The sequence below is a fragment of the Wenyingzhuangia gilva genome (assembly GCF_030519655.1).
Classification (GTDB): Bacteria; Bacteroidota; Bacteroidia; order Flavobacteriales; family Flavobacteriaceae; genus Wenyingzhuangia; species Wenyingzhuangia gilva.
This window is the reverse complement of record NZ_JAUMIT010000001.1, coordinates 252,064-271,423: the sequence shown is the minus strand read 5'-3', so window position 1 is coordinate 271,423 and position 19,360 is coordinate 252,064. Positions and strand designations below refer to the sequence as shown.

Sequence of the window (19,360 nt, the reverse complement as noted above, 5' to 3'; positions counted from 1 at the left end):
ACAGCAATAAAAAAGCCAAAGTGATTTGAAACCTTGGCTTTGTAGTATTGTTTTAAAGTCTTTATAATCCTAAAATTTTGTTTTCGATATATTCTGAACGAGTTCAGAACACTCAAACTGACAAATTTTATAATTACAATTATTTTAACTGTATTTTTCTAAATACCACTGAATGGTTTTTATAATTCCAGATTCAAAATTTTCATCGGCCTTCCAGCTTAATTCTGTTTCAATTTTTGTAGCATCAATCGCATAACGTCTGTCGTGTCCTGCTCTGTCTTCTACATAATTAATTAAATTTTTGTAGCTGTTTTCTTTGGGTTTTAATTCATCAAGAATTTCACAAATTTTATTGGCGATGTAATTGTTGTTTCTTTCATTTCTTCCTCCAATATTGTAAACTTCTCCAGATCTTCCTTTGTGATAAGCCAAATCAATTCCTTTGCAATGATCTAGTACATACAACCAATCTCTAATATTTTTTCCATCTCCATAAATAGGAATGGTTTCTCCATTAATGGCTTTTCTAATCACGGTCGGAATTAGTTTTTCATCGTGCTGCTGTGGACCGTAGTTGTTAGAACAATTGGTAATAACAGTATTCATTCCATAGGTGTGGTGGTAACTTCTTACCAACATATCGCTACTTGCTTTAGAAGCACTATAAGGAGAGTTTGGAGCATAAGGTGTTGTTTCTGTAAACAAACCAGTTTCTCCTAAAGTTCCATAAACTTCATCAGTAGAAACATGTAAAAATCTACAGTTTTCAAAACCTTGTTTATAGGAAAAAGGTTTTTGCATCCAATGTTTGTAAGCAACATCAAGCAAGGTAAAAGTTCCGTTTACATTGGTCTCTATAAAAACTCCAGGATTAGAAATGGAATTATCAACATGAGATTCAGCTGCAAAATGTAATACTCCTTGAATGTTGTATTCTGAAAAAATATTTTCTATCAGTTTTCTATCACAAATATCTCCTTTGATGAAAGTGTGTCTTGGGTGATTTTCAACTTCCTTTAAATTTTCTAAATTCCCAGCATAAGTCAACTTATCTAAACTGATTAGGTGATAATTTGTATGATTTTCTATAAAATGATAGATGAAATTAGAACCTATAAATCCGGCAGTCCCTGTAACTAATATATGTTTCATTTATAATTTTTTTAAACAGTTAGACAAAGATGTTTTCCAGTGTGGAATTTCAATATCAAATGTTTTTTTAATTTTTGATTTGTTCATCACGCTGTATTGTGGTCTTTCTGCTGCTGTTGGATAATCTTTGGTTTCTATAGGCAACACTTTACATTTAGTGTTGGTTTGATGAAATATTTCAAAAGCAAAATCGTACCAAGAACAAATTCCTTCGTTTGAGTAATGATATACTTCAACATGATCATTATTGATTTTAGGAAGGATTTCTAAAATGGTTTTTGCCAAATCATAAGCATAAGTAGGACTCCCAACTTGATCTGCAATAATGGTTAATTGCTCTCTGGTTTCGGCCAACTTTAGCATGGTTTTTACAAAGTTATTGCCGTAAGTAGAATATACCCATGACGTTCTAACAATAATAGAATTTGTAGGGTTAATTTCTATCATGGCTTGTTCTCCTAATAATTTTGTTTTTCCATAAACATTGATAGGAGCAGTAATATCATCTTCTTTAAAAGGAACATGATTTTTTCCGTTAAACACGTAATCTGTTGATGTATGAATTAATTTTATATTTAATTCTTTCGCAACCGTACTTAAGTTGATGGTGGCAATGTGGTTTACAGCATTACAAACATCTGTTTGTTCTTCTGCCTTATCAACAGCTGTATAAGCCGCACAGTTGATAATGGTTTTTATTTGATTGGTATTACAATATTCACGTACTTTTTCTAAATCCGTGATGTCCAAATCAGCTACATCTGTAAAAAAGAAATCGTATTGAGGGTATTCTTTAGAAAGCTCTTGAACTTCAGATCCTAATTGTCCACTTGCTCCGGTGACTAAAATATTATTCATAATAGTTGATGTTATAGTCAAACAAATCAGCGTTTTCTAGGGTTGGGTTTTTAGTGTCTTTATCAGATAAAATCAATGCTGATTTCTCTAACCCCCAATTTATATTTAGAGTAGGATCATCAAAAGCCAATCCTCTTTCATTTTCAAAACTATAAAGAGCATCAACTTTATAGCTAAAAATAGCAGTATCGCTTAACACTACAAATCCGTGAGCAAATCCTTTAGGAACTAGTAATTGTTTTTTATTTTCAGCAGACAATTCTACTGCCACATGTTGTCCAAAAGTAGGAGAACCCTTTCTGATATCTACTGCCACATCTATCACCGCACCTTGAATCACTCTCACCAATTTTGTTTGAGCAAATGTTCCCATTTGGTAATGCAGTCCTCTTAAGACTCCTTTTGTAGAAGCAGATTCATTGTCTTGACAAAAATGAATCTTATAACCTAAGAATTCAGTTAAGGTATCTTCTTTAAAGGATTCCATAAAATAACCTCTATGATCTCCAAATACTTTGGGTTCACAAATAATCACCTCTGGAATTTCGGTACGTGTATATTTCATCTATTTTGTTGCTCTTCTAATTAAATACTGACCGTATTCGTTCTTCTTCATTTCTTGCCCCAAAGCTAATAATTGCTCTTGGGTGATATATCCTTTTTCAAAGGCAATTTCTTCTATACAAGCGACTTTTAAACCTTGTCTTTTTTCTATGGTATGAATAAAGTTAGAAGCCTCTAACATAGATTCGTGTGTTCCTGTGTCTAACCAAGCATAGCCACGTCCCATTACTTGTACGTTTAATTCTTTATTTTTTAAATAAGCTTGATTTACACTGGTGATTTCTAATTCGCCTCTTTCACTTGGTACTACAGCTTCGGCAATTTGAATGACGTTATTAGGATAAAAATACAAACCAGAAACGGCATAATTACTCTTTGGGTTTTTGGGTTTTTCTTCTATACTTAAGGCTATTTTGTTTTCATCAAATTCAACAACACCATAACGTTGAGCATCATTTACATAATAACCAAAAATAGTGGCTTTGTTTTCATTTTTAGCACTTTCAATAGCATTGGAAAGTAGTTTGATAAATCCTTGTCCGTGAAAAATATTATCTCCAAGAATAAGGGCAACATCATCTGTTCCTATAAATTTTTTTCCAATAATAAAAGCTTGTGCCAATCCATCTGGATTGGGTTGTACTTCGTACGAAAGTTGAATTCCAAGTTGGCTTCCATCTCCTAAAAGATTGATAAATCTATCTTGATCTTCTGGCGTAGTAATGATTAGAATTTCTTTGATTCCAGCCAACATTAATACCGAAAGCGGATAATAAATCATAGGCTTGTCATAAATAGCCAATAATTGTTTGGAGGTTGCTTTGGTTAGTGGATACAATCTGGTTCCAGATCCTCCGGCTAGAATAATTCCTTTCATTTATTTTGTTTTTATAAAATTGAGATAAGTGTTTTGTTGATAGTCAAACGACCACTTATCACTTATATATTTTTTTTTTGGTTGTTTTAAAACTTCAAATATTTGATTTGAAGTAATGTTATAAAAATAAGATGTTTCCTTAAATTCATCTATTGATGAAAAACTTTGTTCAAGTAACATTGTCTTTTTAAAAGCATATGCCCAGTTATAAGTACCAGTGATTTTATTTTTAATATACTTGTTGAAAAATGGATTATTGGGATGAATTAAAGGTAGTATAAAATCAGCATTTTCTATATAGTGACTAAATTCATAATCTTGGATATAGGTTTCAAAAAAAATAAAACTAGTCAATAATTTATTTTTTATAACTTTTTCTTTAAACTGAATTCCTTCAGAAGTATTAATATTTCCTAGAATAATGAATTTAATGTTTTTAGGAATTTTAAGGTTTAATAAAAATAAATAATCTCTTCTATCAAACTCAACTTTACCAGGAATAACTAGCCAAGTTTCGTTTTTGGGTTTGGTTATTTTTTTGTTGATGTTTTCTTCCTTAAAAAAAATGGTGTAAATACTTTTTACAGGAGTTTTTGTGAGTTTTTCTGTGATTATATTTTCTTTTACAAAATCACTTAACACAAAATAACCATTAAGTTTGTGGCTAATATATTTTTGTTTTAAACTTTTTTTAAGTCGGTTAGGATTATGTAAGATTCCCCAAAATGAAATTTGTTTTTTGAATAAAAACAAAAGTAAAAATTTGAATATTTTTCTTTCGGCTGAATTAAAGATTACTTTGCTTATTTTCTCTGAAATCAAATATTTTTTTACAAATTGATTTGTTTTTTTATCTTCTAAGTTAAGTGGGATTAAAGTAATGTTGGGAATGTTTGTGAGGTCTTCAGGACTTTTATCATTTATAAACACAGTAATCTGATATTGTTCTTTTAAAAATAATATTTGACTATATAAACATTCGGCATGAGATTGATCAAACTCAATTAGCGCAATTTTTGGTAAATTTTGAGTGTTTTTGTTCATGAAAAAATAGGTTGACTAAATTATAGCGTATCTAAATATCCTTGTAAAATAATGGTGGCACTAATTTTATCAATCAAACCTTTGTTCTGTCTTTTTTTCTTACCTATTCCACTAGCAATCATAGTATCAAATGCCATTTTAGAGGTAAAACGTTCATCAAACCTTACAATAGGAATATGATAGGTGCTGTCTAGTTTTTTAATAAATTCTTTTATAAAAACTTCACTTTCGCTTTCTAAACCATTCATTTGTTTAGGTTCACCAATAACAAATACATCTACTGTATTGTTTTTTAAGTATTGATTTAAATAACTAAAAATTTCTTTGGTAGGAATGGTGTCTAAACCAAAAGCCATCATTTTTAAATCATCGGTTTCAGCCAATCCTGTTCTTACAGTTCCGTAATCAAAAGCTAATATTTTAGACATTTTACTTGCTTGCGTTTGTTGATGTGTAAAAATAAGTAAATTTGTTTGAGAGCTAGGGTTTTATTGATGTTAACTTCATTTTAGATTAGAAAAGATTCAATATATTGCAAAACCATAAGTGACTGCTATTAGAATTTGTTGTAGAGTATTTAATAAATAAAAAATTGATGAAGTTAGGTTTTGATGCCAAAAGAGTATTTCATAATACTACAGGTTTAGGAAATTATAGTAGAGATACCTTAAGGATTTTAGCTGCTCAATTTCCCCATCATAAATACTTTTTATACAATCCCAAACCAGGAAGTGTTAATCGACTTGTATTAACATCAAACATGGTTTTGTGTATGCCCAAAGCCAAGGTTTGGCAAAAGCTAAGTTCTTTATGGAGACAAAAAGCAATTGTAAAAGATTTAATGGCTGATAAAATTGAAATTTATCACGGATTAACCAATGAATTGCCTATTGGGATTGAAAAAACAAATATTAAATCTGTAGTAACTATTCACGATTTAATTTTTGTAAGATATCCTCAGTTGTACTCTTATATTGATGCTAAAATTCATTTTAAAAAATTTAAGAGAGCTGCTCAGGTTGCCGATAAAATCATTGCTATTAGTGAGCAAACTAAAAAGGATATTGTTTCTTTTTTAGATGTTGAGGCTTCTAAAATAGAAGTGATTTATCAAGGATGTCATGCAGCTTTTAAAGAAGTTTATAACAAAGATCAGAAACAAGAAGTTGCCGTTAAATATTCTTTACCAAGTAAGTATTTGTTAAATGTAGGGACTATACAGGAGCGAAAAAATTTATTGACCATTGTAAAAGCTATAAAAGATACTCAACATCATTTAGTAGTTGTAGGAAAAGAAACAACCTATATTGAAAAAGTAAAAGCGTTTATTAGAGACAACAACATGAAGCAAAGAGTACACTTTTTAAGAGGTGTAGCCATGGATGAGTTGGCCATGATTTATCAAATGGCAGATATTTTTATTTATCCTAGTATTTTTGAAGGTTTTGGTATACCTATTGTTGAAGCTATGTATTCTAAAACTCCAGTAATATCATCAAAAGGGAGTTGTTTTTCAGAAGCAGGAGGGGCGGAATCTATTTATGTAGAACCACATGATGAAATTGCTTTGAAAAAAGCGATTTTAAATATTGAAGAAAATTTAGAGTTACAAGAAAAAATGACTCTAAAAGGTTTTGAATATGTACAACGATTTAATGATGATGTAATAGGAAATCAAATATTAAAACTTTATAAAAGTTTATAAAATGAAAAAAACAATATGCTTTTTTAACTCTGTAAAATCTTGGGGAGGAGGAGAAAAATGGCACTTAGAAATGGCCACCTATTTAAGAAACAAGGATTACAATGTTATTGTATATTGTCAAAAAAATGGAGCTTTACATCACAAATCTATAGAGGCTGATTTAGAAGTAAGGTTGATAGATATTGAAAATTTAAGCTTTTTAAATCCTTTTAAGATTTACAATCTGGTTCAAATGTTTAAAAAGGATAAGCCGGATATTTTAATTTTAAACGCATCAAAAGACATTAAAACAGGAGCTGTTGCAGCAAAGTTAGCAGAGGTAAAAAAAGTGGTTTACAGAAGAGGGAGTGCTATTCCTATTAAGAATACATTTTTAAACAGATTTTATTTTAAAAATGTTTTAACCAACATGTTGGCCAACTCAGAAGAAACGAAGAGAACTGTCAATCAAAACAATCCGAAGTTGTTTCCTAAAGAAAATATTAAAGTTATTTATAATGGAATTCATTTTGATAATTACCATCCCATTCAAGATAAACCCAAGACAGATACGTTAATTATAGGGAATTTAGGAAGATTAGAGTATCAAAAAAACCAACAAGCATTGTTAGAGTTGGCCGTAGTGTTAAAATCTAAAAACCTAAATTTTAGATTATTGATTGGTGGTGATGGAAGGTTGTTAAATACTTTAAAAACCAAAGCCAAAGATTTAAATGTAGAGGATGTTGTTGATTTTAAGGGATATGTAGAAGATGTAAATGCATTTATGTCTCAATTAGATATTTTTGTTTTAACGTCACATTGGGAAGGTTTTGGTTATGTAATTGCGGAGGCCTCTTATCATTATAAACCTGTTATCGCTTTTGATGTTAGCAGTAATCCTGAAATTATAGACAACAATAAGACTGGGTTTTTAATTGAAAAAGACAATATTGAAGAGTTAGCAAATAAGATTATATTGTTACATAGCCAAGAAGAGTTAATAAAAGACATGGGGAGAAAAGGACATGATTTTGTAAATCAGCTGTTTGATGCAGAAGTTAATAATAAAAAAGTTGAAGGGTATTTAGAGTCTATATAAAAAGAATTTTGCTTTTTAAAATATAGTAATGTTAGAGGATCAATAAAAAGATATGACCTTATATTTGTATAAAAAAAAGTTAATGAAAAGAAAAACGAAACATATACTAATTGATTTAGAAAGATTGAGATATCCAAATTCGGGTATTGCAAATGTTTTTAAAAATTTAGCATTTGGTTTTTCAAAATTACCTACACTTGGTAATATGGTTGTTTCCCTTTATGGCCCAGAAGATACTATAGAAGAAATAGGAACTGGTTTTAGTGTTGTCCAAAGAAAAGCCATTCATAAAATGATTCCTTTCTATACTTTTAAGTATCATCTTATTCATACAAGTCATCAATTATCATCTTATTTTCATTTTAAAAAAGCAGGTCAGAAAAAAGTAGTAACTCTCCATGATTTAAATTTTCTTCATGAGAAAATTTCAGAAAAAAAAGAGAAAAAAGAACTAAATAAAGTTAAACGAAATATACATAATGCTGATGTAATTGTTTGTATTTCTGAGTTTACTAAAAATGATTTATTAGAAAATAAAAATTTATTTTCTTTTAGAAAAGAACCCAAAATAGTTGTTGTTTATAACGGAATTAGCTTTCCAAGTATTGATAAAAAATATAATTTAGGAACATTTTCATATTTAAAAAATAAAAAATACATCCTAAATATTGGAGTCTTATTTCATAAAAAAAACCAATTATCATTAATTAAAATGTTACCGTTTCTTGATGTGGACTTGGTATTAGTTGTGTCGAGTGAGAATCAGTCTTATTTAAAAAGAATAAATAAGAAAATTGAAGATTTAGGACTTCAAAAACGCATTCACTTTTGCTATAATATAACAGAAGAAGAAAAATGGGCATTGATTCAGAATTGTGAATCAATGTGTCATCCCTCTATAGCTGAAGGATTTGGAATTCCACCTATTGAAGCAATGGGATTTGGAAAACCTGTGTTTTTAAGTGACAGAACTAGTTTACCAGAGGTTGGTGGTGAGGTTGCTTTTTATTTTGAAAACTTTGAAACAGACTATATGGTTTCCATTTATAAAAATGGAATGAAAGAATTTTATGATAATGAATCAGAGTTTAGAGCTAAACTATTAAATAGAGCTGCTAATTTTGATTATAAGGTAATGGCTAAAAATTATCTTAGCGTGTATAAGAGTTTATTGTTTTAAATATTGAAAAAATTATTTAATTTTTGATGTACATTTTTTAAACTCAAACTTTCATCAAAAAAAGTATTAGCGTAATTTCTTTGAGTATTATAAAACTCATTCTCTGTTAATAATTGATGAACGTATTTAGCAAATATTTTAGGGTTATTGGTCGTTAAACATCCATTATTTATTTTGTTTAACAAACCATCTACACCGCGTTCGTTACAAACCACTGGAATTCCATAAGATAAAGATTCTACAACTTTAATTTTTAGCCCAGTACCACTAAGCATGGGACAGATGGTAATTTTACTTTTCTTATAAAAATCACTCAAATCTTTAACTTTTTCGATTTTTGTTACATTGTCATAATCATCAATAAAATGAACAATTCTACCTACAATAGTAATTTTGATTTCTTTGGGTAGCAAAGGATAAACATGATTAAAGAACCATTTAGCAGCAGTTATATTGTGAGGATTTGGACTGGCTACATAAAAAATATCTATTGATGGAGTAATATATTTTTGTTGATGTTTGTCATCAATACCGTGTGGTATTAATTCAATGTTTTTATGTGGTAAAAATTGATTAAAAATATATTTTTCTTCAACTGAGATAGCCCAAATAGAATCAAATTGGTTTAATAATTTAAGTTCTACCTTAAATAGGTTTCCTACATTTTTATGATTTTGAAATTGAGACGTGAGAAAGTCATGAGTGTCTACAATCGTTTTTGCTCCTTTTAAAAGTTTTTTGTTGCCAATAAATGAAGCAAACAATACATATGATATGAGAATATAGTCATATGTGTTTTGTTTTAAAATAGTTTCAAAATCTTTTTGTTGACCTGCTCCTAAATGAGTTGATATACTTGTTTTATTTTTTATTTTATTTGGAATTGAATGTGCAAACAAATAACGAATTCCATTTTTTTTTCTCTTTCTTATTAATTCAGCTTTGTTAATTAAATTAGAATTTTTCAGTTTTAAAAGGTCTTCTTTAGAGAAGATGAGACTTTCTTCACCCACAAAATCTATCTCAAAATTATTGGTCTTAAAATAATGCAACAATGCATTTGCTCTAGCATTATTTCCTTGATTAATATTTAAAGGATTGTCTGGATAAAAGAATAATATTTTAGGCATTGTATACTTATTTTAAAAGAATTTTTAATTCATTCATTTTTATCAATTCCCAACTTTTGTGACAACCAAAAGCATTTGGATTAAAAACATCTTCTGTTGCAAATTCTAAAGCAATTTTAAAAGGAGCGATTTTAAAATGTTGTTCGGTTAAAATTCTTGACAAATATAAATCTTCAGGAATAAACTTTTCTCTAACAATGTTTTGTTCTAGAACATTTAACATGGCTTTTTTTGAACGAATACTCAATCCACCGTTACCAACTTCAGCATTGTATTTATGATGAAATTCCTTTTTCCAGGGGGCACCAATATAATCGTATGCTAAAAATTGTTTATCTAAAGGTTTAAAAGTAATTACATCTGTTTGAAAAACCAATATATGTTCACTATCAATGTTTTGATAAAATTTTTTGGACAACATAATTTTATTATAGGCTTCAATGTCTAAGTTTTCAACATTTAAGTTGATGAATTTTATATTAGAATGTTCTTTTAAACAATCTTTAACAAATACTTCGTTTTCTGTTCCGTGATATACTTGTAAGCAAACCCCTAAATGTTGAGTGTTTAAAATTACATTTTCAACCACCACTTTAAAGTGTGGATGTTTTCTAGTCTCTACAATTACAGCTGTAAAGTTAGAGTTTTTGGCAATGTTTAGTGTTGGGGTTCTTTGTCGTAGAAGTAAGATATTTTCAATATGGTCATTCCAGTATTCTTTTCTAATTTTTACAATTATTTCGTTAACCTGAGAAAAGTAATTAATAATATTGGTTTTAAGTAACTTGTTCTTCAATATGTGTTTTCTTAACTCATCATATTCATTAGTTTCAATAGTATCATAGAGATATCTACTTGTCCAGGTTTTTAACTTATAAAGAGTGTAAGGGAAGCTTAAGTAAAATAAAATAAAAGTTGATAAACTTTTATTTTTACTTAGGTCACTTATGTCGTTGTTTAATTTTTTGAGTTCTTTGATATAATACATTTTGTAAAAATGTTAGACTTTAAATAAGTATGAATTAATTCAGATTATTTGTTACTTTGGCAAATATAGTATTCTACATATTGTTAGTTGTATAAAATCGCTACTGAGCTAAATAATTTAAATGACAAATAAAATGATAAAAGCAGGGTATCTTGTTTCTTATGATTATAGATATATTTTCACATCATTAAACCAGATTTATAAACATGTAGATTTAATTGTTTTATGTTATGATAAAAATTTTAAAACATGGTCTGGAAGTAATATCTCTATACCTGAAGAATTTTTTTTAGAAATTAAGAATTTAGATGTAGACAATAAAATAAAATTCTACAAAGATGAATTTTATAAAAAAAACATTCAGCCAATGATTTTGGAAACAGAACAAAGAAATAAACTTGCGGAATTTATGGGACATGGTGGTTGGCATATACAGATAGATGCAGATGAATATGTTTATGAGTTTGATAAGTTTATCACGTTTTTAAAACAAAACAATCATTTTTTATGCAAACCTCATAAAAATCCTGTAAATATAAATGTAAAATGGATTACACTGTTTAAGCAAGATGAAAATGGTTTTTATCTTATTAATCCAATCAAAGAAAGTTGCTATTTAGCAACAAATTACCCAAAATATACCTTTGGTAGAAAAACAGAGGCTAAAGATGTTTTTTCAGACCATTTTTTGATTCATCAATCTTGGGCTAGAGAAGAAGAAGAAATTTATACAAAAATTACAAACTGGGGGCATAAGAATGATTTTGATGTTCATGCCTTTTTTGATGTATGGAAAAAACTAAACAAGACAAATTATAAAGAGTATATCAACTTTCATCCTGTATATAAAAATGATTGGGCAAGTCTAAGGTTTATTGAGGCTCCAGATTTAGATACGTGTATTCAGAAAATTAAAACTTCTTACAAACAAAATGACATTAAATTTAAATTTTCTAGAAAAATAAAATCTATCTTAAAAAGTTATTTTTAATCTGGATTAGATATTTTTTAAAAAACAAATAATAAAAATGACTTGTAAGGAAGCTTTAATAATTCGCAAAGAAAAACATGTAGGATTTATAAAAAAAATACAATTAAAACTACATATAATTTCGTGTGATTTCTGTAAAATGTTTACAGATAATGATATAGGTTTGTTAAAAAAAAGACATTTAAGTCTGGAAAAAAATATTAAAGAAGAAAAATATGATAAACTACCAATTTCCATAGGAATACTCTCATGGAAATCTCCCAAAAAACTATTAGGCACTCTACTAACTTATTTGGAAAATGATTTGCTAGAAAATGTAAATGATGTAACTATTTTGTTTAATGAAGCAAGTGATCTAGATATAAAATTAGCTCAGTTTTTTGGGATTCATTATATAGCAAAAACAAAAAATATAGGTATAGGGCAAGGCTTTTTAGAACTTGCTAAGGAGGCTAAAACAGATCATATACTCATCTTAGAAAATGATTGGCATCTTATAGAAAATAAAAACACTACAGTAAAACAGTTAAAAAGTGGTTTAGATTTGTTAAATAAAGGATTTGATGTTGTTCGATATAGAAGTAAAAATAATCCTGGTTATCCACATTTTTCATTTGGTTTTAAAGGTAGAGAATTAGAGTATTATGATGAATGGCATCAATTAACTTCTCCTCATTTGTTAGATGCAATCCATTGGACACCTTTACCAGAGGTAAAGTTTAGAGATCAAATTCAAAAAGAAGGTGATTATTACGTGACAACATCTAGATATGGTAACTGGACAAATAATCCATGCATGTTTAAGAAAAACTTTTATATTTCTGTTATAGAGCCGTTTACTGGGGAAGGAATTGATTTGGAAAGAAAAATAGCTTATTGGTGGCCAAGACAAAACTTTAAAGTTGCTCACGGAGATGGACTCTTTAAACACATGGATAAAGAAAAGTACGGCAAATAAATATATAAAAAAATAAATTATTTTATGAACACAGTTATGTCTTAATTGATTAAGTGTTTTTAGAATATTAAGAAATTATTAATAAGTATGAAGATTATTTTTCATGAAAATCAGCTTTCTTACAGGGGGACTTCATTAGCAGTATATGATTATGCTTTCTATAACCAAAAAATATTGAATAATGAATCTGTCATCGTATACAATAAAAACAATCCAAATAATTTTGAAGCCGCAATAGAAAAGTTTAAAAATAAATTTGAAGTTATAGGTTATAGTTCTGTTAGTGAGTTAGAATTTATTGTAGATAAAGTGAAGGCAGATTTATTTTATGCTATTAAATATGGTATTAAAGATGATATAATTGTAAGTAATTGTAAAACTGCAATGCATACAGTTTTTAAATGTTTTGAACCACATGGAGATGTATATGCTTATGTTTCAGAATGGCTTGCTAAAGAAATGACTAATTTAGAATATCCATTTGTACCACATATGGTTCATTTACCGATAATTGAAGGGGATTTAAGGAAGGAATTAAATATTCCTAAAAAAGCTGTAGTATTTGGAAGGCATGGAGGAGGAGAAACTTTTGATATAGAATTTGTGAAAAAAACGATTAAGAAGTATGCAACAAAAAACAAAGAAGTATATTTTTTGTTTTTAGGTACGGATTCTTTTGTTAGTAAAACTTTCTTTAGACCTTATAAAAACATTATCTTTTTACCAGCAACTATCGATGTTTCATACAAAGTAAGGTTTATTAATACTTGCGATGCATATATACATGCCCGTGTGCAAGGAGAAAGTTTTGGGATTGCTGTAGGTGAGTTTTCTATTAAAAATAAACCTGTAATTACTTGGTCAAAATCAGAAGAACGTTCACATATAGAAATTTTAAAAGAGAAAGCTATTTTGTATGAAAATAAAGAAGACTTATATAATGTTTTTTCAAATTTTACTGTTGATTCTTCAATAGATTATGATATGTATTCTAAAGCTTTTTCACCTAATACCATAATGAATAAGTTTAAAGAAGTTTTTTTAGACTAAAAAAGGATCTTCATTAAAAGCGATAATGATATTTTTATTAGTTTTTGAAAAGATTTATTAAGATAATGAACAGTTTAGTTTTATAAAGCAAATGTATTATAATCTTTTACATAATAAAACCATCCTCTATCCTACAGATACTGTTTGGGGAATAGGTTGCGATGCTACATCAGAAGAAGCAGTCGCAAAAATATATACCATCAAAAAGAGAGAAGAAACCAAAAGTTTGGTCATTTTAGTTTCTTCCTTAGAAATGCTAAAAAAGTATGTAGCTAAAGTTCCTAGCAAAGCTTTAGAAATATTAGAAAAAGCCACAAATCCAACAACTATTGTTTACGATCATCCTATTGGAATTGCTAAAAATGCGATTGGAAAAGACAATACCATTGCCATTAGAATTGCATCTGATGATTTTTGTAAAAAAATGATAGCTGATTTTGGAAAACCTATCGTTTCCACCTCGGCAAATATTAGTGGAGAACCCACTCCAAAACAGTTTTCCGAAATAAGTCCAGCAATTTTGAAGGCAGTAGATTATGTAGTAGATTTGCACCACGATAAAATTTGTGAAAAATCTTCAACAATTATCAAGGTCACAAATCAAAATCAGGTAACCGTAATACGTCCCTAATGCAAATTCTAGAGAACTATAAATCTGCCATTGAACATCCCGTTTTTGAATATATCACCAAAGCTGCAAAACAATTAGAAGTAGATGCTTTTGTGATTGGTGGTTTTGTACGTGATTTTATTTTACAAAGAGGTACTGCAAAAGACATTGATGTGGTTGCCATTGGGAGCGGAATTGATTTGGCTTTAAAAGTAGCAGATTTATTACCTAACAAACCAAAAGTACAAGTTTTTAAAACTTATGGCACGGCTATGTTGCGTTATCAAGACATAGAAATTGAGTTTGTTGGGGCTAGAAAAGAATCTTATACAGAAGATAGTAGAAATCCAGAAGTTGAAGAGGGAACTTTACAAGATGATCAAAATAGAAGAGATTTTACCATCAACGCTTTGGCAATTTCTTTAAATGAAAATTCTTTGGGGGATTTGTTGGATCCTTTTGGAGGAATTGATGATTTAAAGTCTAAAATAATTCGTACACCATTAGACCCAGACATCACTTATTCTGATGATCCGCTAAGAATGATGCGTGCCATTAGGTTCGCTACGCAATTAAATTTTGAGATTGAAAAAGAATCTTTGTCGGCTATTACTAAAAATGCCGAAAGATTAGAAATTATTACTCGAGAAAGAGTCATGGTTGAGGTCAATAAAATTTTAGAATCTCCAGTGCCATCAGTAGGTTTTTTACATTTAGAAGAAACAGGATTGTTACATCAAATTCTACCAGAATTAACCGCTTTAAAAGGAGTGCAAGAGGTAGAAGGACAAAAGCATAAAGATAATTTTTATCACACTTTAGAAGTTGTTGATAATATTTCTGAAAACACAGATGATGTATGGTTGCGTTGGGCTGCTTTGTTACATGATATTGGAAAAGCTCCTACCAAACGTTTTTCTAAAAAAGTAGGATGGACCTTTCATAATCATGAGTTTGTGGGTTCTAAAATGGTATTTAAATTGTTTAAGCGATTAAAATTACCATTAAATAATAAGATGAAGTTTGTACAGAAAATGGTGTTATTAAGTTCAAGACCTATTGTACTGGCTTCAGAAGTAACAGATTCTGCCGTTCGTAGGTTAATTTTTGATGCAGGAGATGATATTGAAAGTTTAATGACTTTGTGTGAGGCAGATATCACCACAAAAAATCCTAATAAATTTAGACGTTATCACAATAACTTTAGATTGGTTAGAGATAAAATTAAAGAAGTTGAAGAACGTGATAAGGTTCGTAATTTTGAGCCCCCAATTTCTGGAGAAATTATCATGAAAACTTTTAATTTAAAGCCTTGCAGAGAAATAGGTCAAATTAAAGACTTTATTAAAGAAGCTATCTTAGACGGAAAAATTTCAAACGATTATGATGAAGCTTATCAACTAATGCTAAAAAGGGGAGAAGCTTTAGGGTTAAAAGCATAAAATAAATTTTAAACACAAAAAATCCGAAGATTTCTCTTCGGATTTTTTATGATGTGGGTTGACTAGGAGTATTGTTTCATAAACGCTTCAGCTTTATCAACCATATTTCTACTACCACAAATAAATGGCACTCTTTGGTGTAGTTCAGTAGGTTTAATATCTAATATTCTGGTGTATCCATCACTCGCTTTTCCGTTGGCTTGTTCCGCTAAAAATGCCATAGGATTACATTCGTATAACAATCTCAATTTTCCTTGAGGATTTTTAGTACTTTTTGGATACATATAAATTCCACCCTTAATCATGTTTCTATGAAAATCTGAGGCTAAAGATCCAATATATCTACTTGTATAAGGTCTATCATCTTCTATTTGCTGACAGTATTTAATGTATTTTTTAATTCCTTCTGGAAATTCTAAATAGTTTCCTTCATTTACAGAATAAATATTTCCATCTTCAGGGAATTCCATGTCTGGGTGAGATAAGTAAAAAGTTCCAATAGCTGGGTTTAATGTAAAACCGTTTACACCGTGTCCTGTGGAGTACACTAACATAGTTGAGGTTCCATAAATAATATAACCTGCTGCTACTTGGTGTTTTCCTTCTTGTAAAAAATCTTCTTTGGTTACAGGCGTTCCAATAGGTGTAATTCTTCTGTAGATAGAAAAAATGGTTCCCACAGATACATTTACATCAATATTAGAAGAACCATCTAAAGGATCTATCAATACCACATATTTATTTTGGTGATTTTTGTCTTTACTATTCACCACAATAAAATCATCTTCTTCTTCACTTGTAATTCCACAAACAATGTTTCTATTAATCATGGTTTGTATAAACTTATCGTTGGCATAAACATCTAATTTCTGTTGCGCTTCCCCCTGAACATTTACATCACCTGCAGCCCCTGTAATATCAACCAATCCTGCTTTGTTTACTTCGTGATTTACTACTTTTGCAGCTAGTCTAATAGAATTAATTAAGCTTGATAATTCACCTGTGGTGTATTTAAAAGCATGTTGATTTTCATTGATAAATTCTCCTAAGGTTTTGTGTTGATATGACATATAGTTCAGTTTTATTAGATGCTATAAATATCATACTTTTTTTTATTTTACTACAACGATTTCGTAACTTGTTTTTGACTGTTTTTAAGCAGTTTGTGCTTTTTGCATTGGTGTTGTTTTAACACTTATAATATTGAAGAGAACGAATAAATATATTTAGTGAATTAAAGTTTTTAATAGATCTATAATTTAAAGAAACAAAAAGGGCTGGAAAATTATTTCTAGCCCTTTTTGTTGAGTGTATTTTTGGTCTTAAAGACTATAACTTTTTTCTTGAAAATAGTTAAAGTTTTCTCCTTCTTTAATTTGTTTAACGCTTTCAAAAATTAATTTAATAACGTTTTCTACATCACTTCTATGTACCATTTCTACAGTAGTATGCATGTATCTTAATGGTAAAGAAATCAAAGCAGAAGGAACGCCTCCGTTACTATAAGCAAAAGCATCTGTGTCAGTTCCCGTTGCTCTTGATGATGCGTGACGTTGGAAAGGAATTTCATTCTTTTCAGCAGTTTCAATAATCAACTCTCTTACATTGTGTTGAATCGCTGGAGCATAAGAAATTACAGGCCCAGCACCAATTTTACTATCACCTTCAGATTTTTTATCAATCATTGGCGTAGTCGTGTCGTGACAAACATCAGTTACAATGGCAACATTAGGTTTAATGGTTTGTGTAATCATTTCTGCTCCACGTAAACCAATTTCTTCTTGCACAGAGTTGGTTACATATAAACCAAACGGCAAATCAATATTGTTTTCTTTAATTAAACGAGCCACTTCTGCAATCATAAATCCTCCCATACGGTTGTCTAAGGCTCTACAAACAAATTTATTTCCGTTTAAAATTTCAAAAGTATCAGGATATGTAATCACGCAACCAACATGTACGCCCAATGCCAAAACTTCTTCTTTGGTATCGCAACCCACATCAATAGTAATGTTTTCAATTTTAGGAGTATCTTCTTCCTTTCCCTTTAATCGTGTGTGAATAGCTGGCCATCCAAAAACACCTTTTACAATTCCTTTTTTAGTATGAATGTTTACTTTTTTTGATGGAGCAATAATATGATCACTACCACCATTTCTAATCACGTGAATTAATCCGTTATCGGTAATATAATTAACATACCAAGAAATTTCATCAGCATGTCCTTCAATCACAACTTTATATTCTGCCTTTGGATTTATAACTCCTACAGCAGAACCATATGCATCTGTAATAAATTCATCTACATAAGGTTTTAAATAATCCATCCAAATTTTTTGCCCATTACTTTCGTAACCTGTTGGAGCAGCATTGTTTAAATATTCTTCTAAAAAGTCTAATGACTTTTTGTTTAAAATTGTCTGTTCACTCATCATGTATCGATTTTTTAAGTACTCAAAAGTACTATTTTGATTTTAGATAATATGCATGTTGATTCTTGTTTTTAAGCAGGTTAATTATGTATTTTTGGTATTGATGAAATTAAAATTACAAATATCAGTTTCTTTAGTTTTTATGTTGATTTCTTTAGTTGTTCTAGCTCAGAAAAAAGAGGGGAGTGATTTAAAGGAGCAATATAAAGATGTATATGTTATTACAGATCCTGATGAAGAAATACAATTAGATACTGTTGTGTTGTTTCCAAAACCGAAATTCACAAATCATTATGACATGCGTTATTATGCTTGGTTTAGGAAAAAGACTTACAAAGCGTATCCATATGCAGTATTGGCAAAGCAAAAATTAGATAGTCTAAATGCCTCTATTAAAAACATAGATTCTTCTAGAAAGCGTAAGAGATATATTAAAGAAAAACAAGAGATTTTTGAGGAACAGTTTTCTGATGATGTAAAAAAATTAACTAGAACTGAAGGAAGGATTTTAATTAAGTTAATCCATAGACTTACTGGGGAAACGGTTAACGAACATATAAAAGACAAACGAGGGAAGTTTAGAGCATTTTGGTATAGATTTTCTGCAAGTTTTTTTAAGATTGATTTGGATTTAGAATACCATCCAGAAAATGTGATGGAAGATTATATGATTGAGCATATTTTGCAACAAGCATTTTTATATGGCCAACTAGAAAGATATCCATCTGTTTTACCAAGTGCAAAAATGCCTTTACCTGTTAGGGAAATTCACATCGAAAAAAAGAAATAACTTTAAAACCACATTCTTTTTTTAATAAGTAAAAAAATATTACTTTGCCAACCATCAAAAAAATGAGTACGATCATGGTTAAAGAAAAGTTTCAGATAGAATTCCCTATACACGCATCACCATCAATGTTGTATCAGTATTTTGCAACTCCTTCAGGTTTAGGAGAGTGGTTTGCAGACAATGTAAATTCTAGAGGTGAGATGTTTACCTTTATTTGGGATGGTGCAGAAGAACAAGCAAAATTGTTGGCTTCAAAAACGGATGATCGAGCAAAATTTCATTGGGTAGAAGATGAAGATGATAATGCTTATTTTGAATTTAAAATTCAAGTAGATGCCCTTACCAAAGACGTGTCTTTAATTATTACAGATTTTGCAGAGGAAGATGAGATGGACGAAGCAAAAATGTTGTGGGAAAATCAAATTTCTGAACTAAAACACATTATTGGAGCATAATTAAAAAGCACCAATTGTATAAAAGCTTTGATGAATATCAAGGCTTTTTTTAT

At 29.4% G+C, this 19,360-nt stretch carries 19 protein-coding genes and 1 pseudogene; 10 read left to right on the top strand and 10 right to left on the bottom strand.

What is annotated here, in order from left to right; all coding sequences use genetic code 11:
• Positions 1–144: 144 nt before the first annotated feature.
• Genes rfbB through ruvX form a run of 6 tightly spaced genes read right to left on the bottom strand, consistent with a single transcriptional unit; the run spans position 145 to position 4,923 of the window.
• On the bottom strand, positions 145–1,152 hold the full coding sequence (gene rfbB / locus QVZ41_RS01200) for a dTDP-glucose 4,6-dehydratase (RefSeq protein ID WP_302882731.1): 1,008 nt from the start codon (positions 1,150–1,152) through the stop codon (positions 145–147).
• Entirely contained in the window at positions 1,153–2,010 is an 858-nt protein-coding gene (gene rfbD, locus QVZ41_RS01195) for a dTDP-4-dehydrorhamnose reductase (RefSeq protein WP_302882730.1), read from the bottom strand.
• Positions 2,003–2,575 (bottom strand): dTDP-4-dehydrorhamnose 3,5-epimerase, encoded by a 573-nt coding sequence (rfbC, locus tag QVZ41_RS01190; protein WP_302882729.1) that lies wholly within the window; start codon positions 2,573–2,575, stop codon positions 2,003–2,005. Before rfbC ends, rfbD begins: the two co-directional genes overlap by 8 nt.
• The gene (gene rfbA / locus QVZ41_RS01185; RefSeq protein ID WP_302882728.1) at positions 2,576–3,451 is read right to left on the bottom strand and encodes a glucose-1-phosphate thymidylyltransferase RfbA; all 876 of its coding nucleotides are present in this window, start codon (positions 3,449–3,451) and stop codon (positions 2,576–2,578) included.
• Complete coding sequence (locus QVZ41_RS01180; RefSeq protein ID WP_302882727.1) at positions 3,452–4,495, bottom strand: hypothetical protein; 1,044 nt, start codon at positions 4,493–4,495, stop codon at positions 3,452–3,454.
• A 20-nt stretch (positions 4,496–4,515) separates the two neighbouring features.
• Entirely contained in the window at positions 4,516–4,923 is a 408-nt protein-coding gene (gene ruvX, locus QVZ41_RS01175; protein WP_302882726.1) for a Holliday junction resolvase RuvX, read from the bottom strand.
• A 167-nt stretch (positions 4,924–5,090) separates the two neighbouring features.
• Here ruvX and QVZ41_RS01170 point away from each other — a divergent pair, with 167 nt between their 5' ends.
• The 3 genes from QVZ41_RS01170 to QVZ41_RS01160 all read left to right on the top strand — a co-directional run bounded on the left by QVZ41_RS01170 (position 5,091) and on the right by QVZ41_RS01160 (position 8,461).
• Positions 5,091–6,200, top strand: a complete 1,110-nt coding sequence (locus QVZ41_RS01170; protein WP_302882725.1) for a glycosyltransferase family 4 protein — start codon at positions 5,091–5,093, stop codon at positions 6,198–6,200.
• Between the two features lies 1 nt (position 6,201).
• Positions 6,202–7,281 (top strand): glycosyltransferase, encoded by a 1,080-nt coding sequence (locus tag QVZ41_RS01165; protein WP_302882724.1) that lies wholly within the window; start codon positions 6,202–6,204, stop codon positions 7,279–7,281.
• A gap of 82 nt (positions 7,282–7,363) precedes the next feature.
• Complete coding sequence (locus tag QVZ41_RS01160) at positions 7,364–8,461, top strand: glycosyltransferase family 4 protein (protein ID WP_302882723.1); 1,098 nt, start codon at positions 7,364–7,366, stop codon at positions 8,459–8,461.
• On the opposite strand, the gene QVZ41_RS01155 is transcribed toward QVZ41_RS01160, so the two are convergent.
• Complete coding sequence (locus QVZ41_RS01155; protein ID WP_302882722.1) at positions 8,458–9,591, bottom strand: glycosyltransferase; 1,134 nt, start codon at positions 9,589–9,591, stop codon at positions 8,458–8,460. The genes QVZ41_RS01160 and QVZ41_RS01155 overlap by 4 nt on opposite strands.
• A gap of 7 nt (positions 9,592–9,598) precedes the next feature.
• The gene (locus QVZ41_RS01150) at positions 9,599–10,579 is read right to left on the bottom strand and encodes a DUF5672 family protein (RefSeq protein WP_302882721.1); all 981 of its coding nucleotides are present in this window, start codon (positions 10,577–10,579) and stop codon (positions 9,599–9,601) included.
• A 121-nt stretch (positions 10,580–10,700) separates the two neighbouring features.
• On the opposite strand from QVZ41_RS01150, the gene QVZ41_RS01145 reads away from it, so the two are divergent.
• The 5 genes and pseudogenes from QVZ41_RS01145 to QVZ41_RS01125 all read left to right on the top strand — a co-directional run bounded on the left by QVZ41_RS01145 (position 10,701) and on the right by QVZ41_RS01125 (position 15,630).
• A complete protein-coding gene (locus QVZ41_RS01145; protein ID WP_302882720.1) occupies positions 10,701–11,570 on the top strand; it encodes a hypothetical protein in 870 nt (289 codons plus the stop codon).
• A 37-nt stretch (positions 11,571–11,607) separates the two neighbouring features.
• Complete coding sequence (locus QVZ41_RS01140) at positions 11,608–12,528, top strand: glycosyltransferase family 2 protein (protein WP_302882719.1); 921 nt, start codon at positions 11,608–11,610, stop codon at positions 12,526–12,528.
• Positions 12,529–12,615: 87 nt separating this feature from the next.
• Positions 12,616–13,578 (top strand): hypothetical protein, encoded by a 963-nt coding sequence (locus tag QVZ41_RS01135; protein WP_302882718.1) that lies wholly within the window; start codon positions 12,616–12,618, stop codon positions 13,576–13,578.
• Positions 13,579–13,654: 76 nt separating this feature from the next.
• Positions 13,655–14,209 (top strand): annotated as a pseudogene (locus tag QVZ41_RS01130) (L-threonylcarbamoyladenylate synthase); the annotation flags it as partial.
• On the top strand, positions 14,209–15,630 hold the full coding sequence (locus QVZ41_RS01125) for a CCA tRNA nucleotidyltransferase (RefSeq protein WP_302882717.1): 1,422 nt from the start codon (positions 14,209–14,211) through the stop codon (positions 15,628–15,630). The pseudogene QVZ41_RS01130 and the gene QVZ41_RS01125, both read left to right, overlap by 1 nt.
• Positions 15,631–15,692: 62 nt before the next feature.
• Here the strand turns inward: QVZ41_RS01125 and fbp are convergent, their stop codons facing one another.
• Positions 15,693–16,700 carry a class 1 fructose-bisphosphatase gene (gene fbp, locus QVZ41_RS01120; protein ID WP_302882716.1) on the bottom strand — a complete coding sequence of 336 codons (1,008 nt, stop codon included), beginning with the start codon at positions 16,698–16,700 and terminating at the stop codon, positions 15,693–15,695.
• A gap of 252 nt (positions 16,701–16,952) precedes the next feature.
• A complete protein-coding gene (locus QVZ41_RS01115; RefSeq protein WP_302882715.1) occupies positions 16,953–18,062 on the bottom strand; it encodes a M42 family metallopeptidase in 1,110 nt (369 codons plus the stop codon).
• A gap of 103 nt (positions 18,063–18,165) precedes the next feature.
• On the opposite strand from QVZ41_RS01115, the gene QVZ41_RS01110 reads away from it, so the two are divergent.
• Positions 18,166–18,852: a DUF4294 domain-containing protein gene (locus tag QVZ41_RS01110; RefSeq protein WP_302882714.1), complete on the top strand. Its 687-nt coding sequence runs from the start codon at positions 18,166–18,168 to the stop codon at positions 18,850–18,852.
• A gap of 62 nt (positions 18,853–18,914) precedes the next feature.
• Entirely contained in the window at positions 18,915–19,307 is a 393-nt protein-coding gene (locus QVZ41_RS01105; RefSeq protein ID WP_420896108.1) for an START-like domain-containing protein, read from the top strand.
• The last annotated feature ends 53 nt before the right edge of the window (positions 19,308–19,360 follow it).